The sequence below is a fragment of the Desulfosarcina sp. genome (assembly GCF_033791525.1).
Taxonomy (GTDB): Bacteria; Desulfobacterota; Desulfobacteria; order Desulfobacterales; family Desulfosarcinaceae; genus Desulfosarcina.
In genome coordinates this window covers 1-10,537 of the sequence record NZ_JASJGN010000402.1, presented here as the reverse complement: position 1 = coordinate 10,537, position 10,537 = coordinate 1, and the positions used below count along the sequence as shown (strand labels likewise).

The following is a 10,537-nucleotide window of genomic DNA, read 5'->3' as shown; positions in this document are numbered from 1 at the left end:
AATGGGTATCTTTGACAGGGGGACGACGATGCGCCGCTCCTTGTAAAACTCGGCAATTTTGCGGTTGTCGTCCGAATAGACGGTGGTGATGATGGAGGGATGGTAGTCCGTAAGCGAGGTGATTTTCGGAAGGTCGTCGCTCAAATAGAAATAGATCCCCACCATGGCCGTGGCACCCATGAGCATTAAAAAAAAAGCCATGAACAGCGACCATTTGACGAGCCGGACAAGGGTCGCTCCCGATTGGTGCCGAGCCCGTTTTTTCAGAATCTGGGACGCACTTTTTTCTTTGGACATAATTGACTTGGAATCCCTGATATGGTAGCGGCATCCGATTTGGACGCCGGCAACCGTTGCAAAAACGAACCTCCCCGGTCAGAGCCCGGAGGTGGTCAATCGCACCACCCTAACAAAGTAAATAATTTTTCGCAAGATTATCCCGCAGTTGCGGAAAAAAGGGATTGACTCCCGCAGGTGATGTGGTTAGATAATCCGGACTTGCAGCAATGTTTGAAAACTGAGGACGATGTTGTCTGGATCATGAATGCGGTCTGGCTGCATCCAACAGTGGAGTGAAAACGAATGATCAAACTGAATTTTGAGAAAATGGGAGGACTGATACCGGCCATTGCTCAGGACGAAAAAACCGGAGAGGTGCTCATGCTGGCCTTTATGAACCAGGCCGCCTGGGAAGAGACGTTGAAGACCCGCCGGGCCACCTATTACAGCCGGACCCGTGACACCCTGTGGGTGAAGGGGCTCACCTCCGGCCACATTCAGCATGTCAAGGAAATCCGGGTCGACTGCGACGACGACACCGTGTTGCTGAAAGTTGAGCAGGCAGGGGGGGCCGCCTGCCACACCGGATATGCCAGCTGCTTTCATCAAAGAGAGGAAGGCGGCGCCCTGGTTACCATCGGGCAGCCGGTCTTCGACCCCAAGGAGGTTTATAAAGAATGACGATACCCCTGAAGCTGGGCATTCCCAAGGGAAGCCTGCAGAATGCCACCTTTGCCCTTTTTAAACGATCCGGCTGGACCATAAATGTCAACGATCGCAGCTATTTCCCCGAAATCAACGACGACACGATCGAATGCACCATCTGTCGAGCCCAGGAGATGTCCCGCTATGTGGAAAACGGCACCCTGGATGCCGGTCTCACCGGCAAGGATTGGATTGCCGAGAACGGCTCCGATGTTCATGTGGTGGAAGACCTGATCTATTCCAAAGTCAGTGCCCGGCCGGCCCGGTGGGTGTTGGCCGTACCCTACGATTCGCCGATCAAATCGCTTGACGACTTGAACGGCAAGAAAGTTGCCACGGAGCTGGTGGCCTTTACCAAACGCTATTTCGACGAGCGCGACATCTCCGTGAAAGTCGAATTTTCATGGGGTGCCACGGAAGCCAAAGTGGTGTCCGGCCTGGCGGACGCCGTGGTGGAGGTCACCGAGACCGGCAGCACCATCAAGGCCCACGGCTTGCGCATCATCCACGAACTTATGCAGACCAACACGCAACTGATCACCAATCGCAAGGCGTGGGAAGACCCGCCCAAGCGGGAGAAGATCGAACAAATCGCCCTTTTGCTTAAGGGGGCGCTGCTGGGTGAAAAGATGGTGGGAATCAAAATGAATGTGCCCCACGACAAGCTGGCGCAGGTGGTGACGCTGCTGCCCAGCCTCAATGCCCCCACAGTGGCTTCCCTTTATCAGTCCGACTGGTTTTCCGTGGAGACGGTTGTCGGCACCAGTGTGGTGCGGGATCTGATTCCCGTTCTGCTGAAAAACGGGGCGGAAGGAATTATTGAATACCCGCTTAACAAGGTGCTTTAACGTGTCGCTTGCGTCACATGGTCGGCGCCAACACAAAATAGGGGGGGATCCATGGCATCGAAACGCACCGAGGAGATGACTTCTTTTATTGTCATGGATGTTCTGGAACGGGCCTGCGCGCTGGAGTGCGAAGGCAAGCACATTGTCCACCTGGAGGTGGGAGAACCCGATTTCGACACGCCGGAATGCGTAAAAGCCGCGGCCTGCAAGGCGCTGACCGACGGATTCACCCACTACACCCACAGCTTGGGTTTGCCGGAGTTGCGTGAAGCCATCTGCGAGTATTATCATGACACCTATGGTGTCTTCGTCGATCCGGGCCAGGTGGTGGTCACCTCCGGCAGTTCGCCGGCCATTTTCATGACCTTCGCCGCCCTGCTGGAACCCGGGGACCGGGTGATTCTCTCTGACCCGCACTACGCCTGCTATCCCAACTTCATCAAGTTCGTCGGGGGAGAGCCGGTGAGGGTGCCGGTGTTCGAGGAAGACGGATTCCAATATCGTCCAGAGGCCATCGAAGAAAAGCTCTCTGACCGCACCCGGGCCATCTTCATCAACTCGCCCTCCAACCCCACGGGCAACCTGCTTTCAAAAACGCGCATGGAAGCCATCGCCGGCATGCCGCCCTGGATCGTTTCAGACGAGATATACCACGGGTTGGTTTATGAAGGAAAAGAGCATTCGATCCTCGAGTTCACGGACCGTGCATTCGTGCTCAACGGTTTTTCCAAACTATTTGCCATGACAGGACTGCGACTGGGCTACCTCATCGCACCCAAGGAATTCATCCGCCCCATTCAAAAGGTGCAACAGAACTTTTTCATTTCGGCCAATGCCATGATTCAGAAGGCGGGGATCGCCGCGCTGAAGGAAGCCGGGGATGACGTGGCGCGCATGAAGCGCATTTACAACGAGCGACGCATCTTCATGATCCGACGGCTGAGGGAAATGGGGCTGGGCATCACCGTGGAACCCACCGGCGCGTTCTATGTGTTTGCCAACGCCCGGCACATCTCCGAAGATTCCTATGCCCTGGCATTCGACATCCTGGAAAAGGCCTTCGTGGGGGTGACCCCCGGCATCGATTTTGGCCAGCACGGAGAGGGATACCTGCGCTTCTCCTACGCCAACTCCATGGAAAACATCGCCGAAGGCATGAACCGCCTGGAGGTGTATCTTAAGGCGCGAATATGAACCGGGGCCAGCGACATGATCGTTAAATCGGCAGACTTTGTCACCAGCGCGGTCAAACCGTCTCAATATCCCGAGACCCTGCACCCTGAGGCGGCCTTCGCCGGTCGATCCAATGTCGGAAAATCCTCGTTGATCAACACCCTGGTCAACAGGAAACGGCTGGTAAAAACAAGCGCCACACCCGGTCGAACGCAGCTGATTAATTTTTTTACGGTCAATGACCGGCTTTCACTGGTGGACCTGCCCGGATATGGATATGCCAGGGTTCCGGCATCGGTGAGGCGCAAATGGGGTCCCATGATCGAGACCTATCTCAAAGGTCGGGAAACCCTTAAAGCGGTAGTCTTAATCATGGATGTCCGCAGGATTCCGGGCATCGAAGAGCTAAACTTCATCGACTGGCTGGAGCTTTACCACAGATCACCCATTTTGGTGCTGACCAAGGCGGACAAGCTCTCAAAATCCGCTCAAAAAAAACAACGGCAGGCCATCGGCAACGCGGTAGGTGTAGACGAAGCTGCGCTGATCCTTTTTTCCGCCAAGACACGGCTGGGAAAACCGGAGGTCTGGTCGGCCATAGAAAGGGCCGTCTTTGATGAACACCGCGAACGGAACTGACCCAAACCACGCATTCAGATCCGGCTTTGTGGCCATTCTCGGCGCGCCCAATGCGGGAAAGTCCACCCTGCTCAACCGGTTGCTGGGTCAGAAGATATCCATTACATCCAAAAAGCCGCAGACGACCCGCAATCGGATCCTTGGCGTGGTGCACCGGACCGGTTCCCAGATGGTTTTTCTGGACACCCCAGGTATCCACCGGGCCAAGAACCCGCTCAATGCCCGAATCGTCGATGCGGCCCTGTCTACCCTGTCGGAAGTGGATCTTGTCCTTCTGGTGGTGGATTCCCAGACCCCGGACGAACTGTCGGAACAGCTGTTGCGTGACAAGCTTTCCCAGCAGCGGATTCCTGTGCTGCTGGCACTCAACAAGATCGACCAGGTCCAGCGGCCGGCCCTGCTATCACAGATCGAACGCTGGTCCGGATTGAGTCCTTTTGCAGCCGTCGTTCCCATCAGCGCCAAAAACGGCGAACAGGTTGACCGGTTGATGGATGCCATGGAAGCCATCCTTCCCGCCGGGGCGCCCTTTTTTCCGCCCGAGAGTGTGACGGACCTGCCGACGCGTTTCATTGCCGCCGAAATGATCCGGGAAAAGGCCATCCGGCTTACCGGTCAGGAAATTCCTTACGCTGTGGCAGTCACCATCGACTCCTTCAAGGAAGATAAAAAGGGCGCGCTGATTCGGATTCATGCCACCATCCACGTGGAACGTGACTCACAAAAGGGCATCGTCATCGGCAGACAGGGGGCCAAGCTCAAGCAGATCGGCGAGGCGGCCCGGCAGGAGATCGAGAAGATGCTTGACACCAATGTTTTTCTCAAACTCTTTGTGCGGGTGCAGAAAAACTGGACCAGGGACACCAAAGCACTGCGCAAGTTCGGGTACTGATGATTCTCTCTTTTCATCCTTGCTACGAGGCCGACAGCAACATTCTTTGTGCCGGCAGGGATCCGGATGAAAAAGACCTGGCGGCCATCCGTGCCGCCGATGCCGTCATTTTGCCCCAGGGTTGCCGGGAAGCACTCTACCTGTTGGCCAGGCAAAACTGCTCCTATGTCTTTCCAGACTATGATGCGCGATTTCAATATCCAGGCAAAACCGGTCAGGCCAGACTTTTTCAGGCCCTGGGCGCCCCCCACCCCCGCACCTGGATCTTTGATGATACGAAGCAATTCCAAAGATCTGGTGCGGGAATCACCGAGACCGTTTTTCCCCTCGTCTTCAAGCTGGATTGGGGGGGTGAAGGGGACACGGTCTTTCTGCTCCAGTCCAAATCCGAATTGGCGCGAGCCCTGTCAAAGGCGACGACCTATGAGCAATCCGGTCAGCGGGGATTTGTCCTGCAGACCTGTGTCGCCGATTCAAATCGGACGTTGCGGGTAGCCGTGATCGGACAGACCCTGATAGCGTACTGGAGAATTCAGGATAACCCCGGTGTTTTTGGCACCAGTCTGGCCAAGGGCGCGCGTATCGATACAGAATCAGACCCGAACCTTCGCCAGAAGGCCCTGGACTTGACCCACGGCTTCTGCCAGCGGTCTCGAATAAACCTGGCCGGTTTCGATTTTATCTTCGATCGTTTCGGGGGCACAAAAAACGATCGGCAACCGCTGTTTCTGGAGATCAATTATTTCTTCGGCAGATCCGGTCTGGGGGGCTCTGCCCGTTTCTATACGATGCTACAGGCTGAGATTGACAATTGGCTGGTCGGTTTGGGGCTGGCGGTTAATCGGCCATCCGCGTCAACGGCGAACAAGGAGATGCAATGAAGTCCTATGCCTATGATCTGGATGAGCGGGATCTCAAGCAAGAACGACAAAAAGCCCGGGAGCTGAGGCATTCCCAGTGGTGGAAACGGCGATGTGCCAAAGGCCGTTGCCATTATTGCGGCAGTCGGATGCCGGCAGCGGAGCTGACCATGGATCACATCGTTCCTGTGGCCAGAGGAGGGAAAAGCACCAAGGGAAATGTGGTTCCGGCTTGCAAGTCCTGCAACAACAAGAAAAAACAACTGCTTCCTATGGAATGGGACGCATACCTCCAGATGTGTCAAAACGTGCCGTAACCGACAACGGCCGAAGCCATGACGATGGGCGGCGAATTCCCCGGCTAAGAAGCCGCCGCCTCAGCGACGAATGGATAACGCTTTTCGCTGCATCGCTGTTGACAACGGCACGAAACTGTCTTTTAATCGCCCGACCACGAGTGGTTCCGGAACGTCAACCCCCGGGAGGCCTGATGCGCACCGAAAAAGAGCGGAACCTGCTGCTCAAGGCGCTGGATGCGTTCAAACGAAAAATAGTTGTTATCTCCAGAGACTTTCACATTCTGGCCTCCGCCGGGGTCGACTCTCTCATCAACGGGGAGTCACCATCGGGGAAATGCTGCCACGAGGTGTTTTATAGCCGCCCCGAACCATGCGACAATTGCCCGGCCAAAAAAGTCATGGTTACTGGAAAGCCATCCTTGCGGGACCTTTCATCAAGTTCGCTGAGCAAACAGAAACGGTCCTGCTTGTATGCCTACCCCATCACTGATGAGGATGGGCAGGATGCATTGACGATTTTCAACTTTGAACTTCCGGCGTTGGAGGGTCTTGAGGAAGAACTTCGGCGGGCCAACAGTTTTTTGTATAATCTGCTCCAAAGCGCCTGTGACGGGGTGATTGCCGCCGACATGACCGGAAAGATCATCATCTTCAACGATGCCGCCGCCGAGGTGACCGGCCATAGTGTGGAAGCGGCGCTCGATCATCTGAACATCCGAGCGATTTACGAGGGTGGCGGTGCCAGAGCGGTGATGCGGAACCTGAGAAGTGATGAGTATGGCGGGAAAGGGAAGCTGAAAAAATACCGGATCAAGGCGATTGGCAAAAACGGTGAGAAAATTCCCATCAGCCTTTACGCTTCCACTATCTACGATGAAAATGGCAAAGAAGCCGGCTCCATTGGTTTTTTCCATGATCTGAGGGAACGCATCCACATTCAGCAGAAACTGGAAAAAACCCAGCTTCAGTTGATCCAGTCCGAAAAAATGGCATCCTTGGGAAAATTGTCTGCAGGGGTGGCGCATCAGCTGAACAATCCGCTGGGCGGAATCACGTTATACACCAAACTGATGCTGGAAGACTATGATCTGGAGGACAACGCCAAAGAGGATCTGCACCGGATTTTAAAGGATGCTCAGCGATGCCGGGACACCGTAAAGGAACTGCTTGAGTTTGCCCGGCAGACACGCCAGTTCATGAAGCCGTTGAACGTCAATAAAGCGATCGATCGGACCCTTTTTCTCATTGAGAATCAGACCCTTTTTCATAATATAACGGTGAAAAAGAAAATGGCCCCCTTCGTTCCCCTGGTGTTGGGGGACACACAGCAGATGGGCCACGTGTTCATGAACATCATCATCAATGCGGCCCAGGCCATGGACGGCAACGGCACGATCACCATCATCACCCGGGAATCCGCCACCAAAGATCGGGTGTCAATCGAAATTGCCGATACCGGCCCGGGAATATCCGCCAAGGACCTGGAGCATCTCTTCGAGCCGTTTTTCACCACCAAAGAAGAGGGCAAGGGAACCGGATTGGGACTGAGCGTCGTTTACGGCATTGTTGAAAATCACGGCGGAACCATCATCGCCCGAAGCATTCCCGGCCGCGGCAGCACCTTTACCCTCGAACTTCCCATCACCCATGAAACCGAAAAAGGAGCCGAACATGCAGAGCACGCCTGATCCCGTAACCGTTCTGGTGGTAGACGATGAAAAGGGCATCCGGGACGGGTCGGAGCGGATCATCAGCCGCATGGGGTGCAACGCACTGACGGCCAAAAATGGTGAAGAAGGGCTGGACATTATCGGGCGGACCGATGCGGCCATCGTTCTGTTGGACCTGAAAATGCCCGGCATTGACGGCATGGAGGTGCTCAAGCGCATACAGACCATGGATCGGGACATCCTGGTCATTGTCATCACCGGTTTTGCCACCATCGAAACCGCAATCGAGGCCATGAAACGGGGTGCCTACGATTTTATCCCCAAACCCTTCGAGCCGGATCAGCTGCGAATCGTGGTTAACCGGGCCCGGGAAAAAATCCAGCTTCAGAAGGACACGGTGAAACTGGAAGCCGAGCGGCGGAGAACCCTGGCGGACCTGGGAACGGAAAAAAGCAGAATCCATACCATTGTCGATTCGATTCCCAACGGGGTCGTGGTGACCAATACCGACGGCCAGGTGGTGCTGATGAATCCGGCCTTTTGCCGACTCTTGGATCTCGGTGCGGACACGGCTACCGGCGGGCCGATTTCGGCCTACATCCCTGACGAGGGCTTGTGCCGGTTGATTGTGGAAATATCCCGCGGGCTGCATGTGGATTTTGACGATATCCCCACCTGCGAATTTTCTTTCGGCGGCGACCGGTTTCTCATGGCCCGCGGCCGGCCGGTGCTGGGCGAGCGCAAAGAATGCCTGGGGGCGGTGGTCACCGTTATCGACATCACCAACATGAAGGTGCTGGACCGGCTCAAATCTGAATTCGTGGCCAAGGTGTCCCATGAGCTCAGAAGCCCGCTCTCCACCATCCACGAGCAGTTGGCGCTGGTGCTTAACGATCTGATGGGGCAGCTCAGTGAATCGGAGGAACACCTGCTCGCGCGGGCCAAGGAAAAAACCCAGGGCCTGATTTCCACCATTGGCGACCTGCTGGATCTGTCGCGCATAGAATCCGGAAGCACCTGCCAGGAGCCCAAACCGGTTCAGCTGGAAGATTTGCTCGGCAATATCGTTGACTTTCTCGGCACCCGGGCCAGGACCAAGGCGCAATCGCTCACCATGGACCGGCCGGCCGACTTGCTGCCCACGCTTAAAGCCGACCCGCTGGCGTTGGAGAGCATCTTCGGCAACCTGATCACCAACGCCATCAACTACACCCAGAACGGGGGTGAAATTAAGGTCAAGGCGGATATGACCGGCCTCAACCTGCGGGTCCGGGTGATCGACAATGGATTCGGTATCGAAGCGCGCTACCTGGATAAAATTTTCGACCGGTTTTTCAGGGTGAAAAACGACAAGACCCGCTTCATCACCGGCACCGGGTTGGGGCTGCCCATCGTCAAAGGGCTGGTGGAGGCGTTAAATGGCCGGATCAGCGTTGAGAGCGTTCCGGACAAGGGAACCACCTTTACGGTCCTATTGCCGGTGGATTGAGCGTTCCCATCAAGAAACGGCATCTTGCGGCCCATATCTGCGTTCTCGTTTTATTGAACGTCCTCGACGCAGCGTGGCTACGCCTGCGGTTTGAACCCTCCCCGCGGCCTTGATCTGAACCACAAGCTACCAGTTCTTGATCGGAACGATAGTTGGCCTCGGGTGTCATTTTGCTTGACCGCGACGGCCATATCCGCTACTAAAATTGAAAAATATTGATAGGCGTCCGCCTAATTGGGCGCCATAAATACTGAGTTATGCAACAGGCCTCAGCCACCCAAGCTCAAGCGGGGTGGCTGTTTTTATTTGAGCCAATTTCAAAATGCCCCATTTCGACCAATATCTGCGTTGGGCTCACCATTTCAATCCTCGACATACGACATGTATGCCTCCGGTTGAAATGATCGCCCGCCTTGATCTTGACCGAACTGGAACATCTTGAAACCGGCTCATGTAAACTTCATACCCAGTGTCCGTCTGGAAATGGTAGATTTTGGTTCCCGGCAAGGCCCGAGCGATGTTGTCACCGCAGGCATCGTGGGCCTATTCTGAGGATGGCGACAGAGCGAGAACGCCGCCGGGGGCCGAAAGATGCCGTTTCCGGATGGAGGTTATTTCGGGGAGGCAATGATGGCTACGCTGCTCGTAATCGATAACTATGACTCGTTCACCTACAACCTGGTGCAGATGTTCATGCATTACGACCTGGCTATCCAGGTTCACCGCAGCGACCGCATCACCCTGGCCCAGGTGGCGGCTGGGCGACCGGACTATGTGCTGATCAGTCCGGGACCCAGAGACCCGATCCACGCCGGCATCTCCAAGGCCCTGATCCAGGCTTTTTATCAAACGACCCCTATTTTAGGTGTTTGTTTGGGTATGCAGTGCATCAACGAAGTATTCGGCGGCCGTACGGTCCGGTCCCCGACACCCATGCATGGTAAAACCAGCCTGGTTTATCACCATCAGGAAGCACTTTTTTCATCAATGCCCTCCCCGTTGAGGGTCGCCCGGTATCACTCGCTGGTCGCGCAGCCGTCCAAACCTGCCTTTGAGCGTCACCTTGTGGTTACCGCACGCACAACGAATGCGACGATCATGGGGATGTCACATCGGCGGTTTCCGCTTCACGGCGTACAATTTCACCCGGAAAGCTTTCTGACGGAACACGGATTCACCCTGGTTGAGAACTTCCTGCGGCTGGGCCCGCTGAAAAGCGATCTGGCGACGCATGTCGAGCCTCGGGTGGCCAGCCCCGTTTTCACTGTGGAAACGGGAGGCAGACAGACCGTGGAAGCGAGGGTCTGTTGAAACGCTTGAAGGAATTTTTGCCCGGAATCATCGGGATACGCAGCGAGACACTTCACCTGGAAGAATCCTTCGCGGAGATGGCCTCCCGCTTTGCCCAGGAACCGGGTACCGTGGTGCTGCTCAGTGGCGGAGACCTGGACTGCGCCCGCTACCACATCCTGGGCGTCCATCCCTGGCTCACGCTAACCGGCCGGCCTGGTGAAACGACGGTCGTCATTGACGGGACGACCCATGTGGCGCAACAATCACCGCTGGATTCGCTCGAAACGGTTTTGGCACACTGCCGTCTGAACAGAGGCGACACAGCGGGGCCCGTTGCCGCCGGCCTCTTCGGATATCTGGCCTATGACTTGAAAGACGGCTTGGAAGTCC

At 55.7% G+C, this 10,537-nt stretch carries 10 protein-coding genes and 2 pseudogenes; 11 read left to right on the top strand and 1 reads right to left on the bottom strand.

Annotated elements, in window-relative coordinates:
* Positions 1–297 (bottom strand): annotated as a pseudogene (locus QNK41_RS19785) (penicillin-binding protein); the annotation flags it as partial.
* A 285-nt stretch (positions 298–582) separates the two neighbouring features.
* Here QNK41_RS19785 and hisI point away from each other — a divergent pair.
* The 11 genes and pseudogenes from hisI to QNK41_RS19730 form a co-directional block, all read left to right on the top strand.
* The gene (hisI, locus tag QNK41_RS19780) at positions 583–960 is read left to right on the top strand and encodes a phosphoribosyl-AMP cyclohydrolase (RefSeq protein WP_319260571.1); all 378 of its coding nucleotides are present in this window, start codon (positions 583–585) and stop codon (positions 958–960) included.
* Positions 957–1,832, top strand: a complete 876-nt coding sequence (hisG, locus tag QNK41_RS19775) for an ATP phosphoribosyltransferase (RefSeq protein ID WP_319260569.1) — start codon at positions 957–959, stop codon at positions 1,830–1,832. The genes hisI and hisG overlap by 4 nt, the downstream gene beginning before the upstream one ends.
* A 51-nt stretch (positions 1,833–1,883) precedes the next feature.
* Positions 1,884–3,026 (top strand): pyridoxal phosphate-dependent aminotransferase, encoded by a 1,143-nt coding sequence (locus QNK41_RS19770; RefSeq protein WP_319260565.1) that lies wholly within the window; start codon positions 1,884–1,886, stop codon positions 3,024–3,026.
* A gap of 15 nt (positions 3,027–3,041) precedes the next feature.
* Positions 3,042–3,644, top strand: coding sequence for a ribosome biogenesis GTP-binding protein YihA/YsxC (gene yihA, locus QNK41_RS19765; protein ID WP_319260563.1), 603 nt, complete (start codon positions 3,042–3,044; stop codon positions 3,642–3,644).
* Positions 3,622–4,536, top strand: coding sequence for a GTPase Era (gene era, locus QNK41_RS19760; protein ID WP_319260559.1), 915 nt, complete (start codon positions 3,622–3,624; stop codon positions 4,534–4,536). Before yihA ends, era begins: the two co-directional genes overlap by 23 nt.
* Complete coding sequence (locus QNK41_RS19755; protein WP_319260557.1) at positions 4,536–5,417, top strand: hypothetical protein; 882 nt, start codon at positions 4,536–4,538, stop codon at positions 5,415–5,417. Before era ends, QNK41_RS19755 begins: the two co-directional genes overlap by 1 nt.
* Positions 5,414–5,713 (top strand): HNH endonuclease, encoded by a 300-nt coding sequence (locus QNK41_RS19750; RefSeq protein ID WP_319260554.1) that lies wholly within the window; start codon positions 5,414–5,416, stop codon positions 5,711–5,713. Before QNK41_RS19755 ends, QNK41_RS19750 begins: the two co-directional genes overlap by 4 nt.
* Positions 5,714–5,886: 173 nt before the next feature.
* Positions 5,887–7,383 (top strand): ATP-binding protein, encoded by a 1,497-nt coding sequence (locus QNK41_RS19745; RefSeq protein ID WP_319260552.1) that lies wholly within the window; start codon positions 5,887–5,889, stop codon positions 7,381–7,383.
* Positions 7,367–8,854: an ATP-binding protein gene (locus tag QNK41_RS19740; RefSeq protein ID WP_319260549.1), complete on the top strand. Its 1,488-nt coding sequence runs from the start codon at positions 7,367–7,369 to the stop codon at positions 8,852–8,854. The genes QNK41_RS19745 and QNK41_RS19740 overlap by 17 nt, the downstream gene beginning before the upstream one ends.
* A gap of 627 nt (positions 8,855–9,481) precedes the next feature.
* Positions 9,482–10,165, top strand: coding sequence for an aminodeoxychorismate/anthranilate synthase component II (locus QNK41_RS19735; protein ID WP_319260546.1), 684 nt, complete (start codon positions 9,482–9,484; stop codon positions 10,163–10,165).
* Positions 10,162–10,537 (top strand): annotated as a pseudogene (locus tag QNK41_RS19730) (aminodeoxychorismate synthase, component I); the annotation flags it as partial. The gene QNK41_RS19735 and the pseudogene QNK41_RS19730, both read left to right, overlap by 4 nt.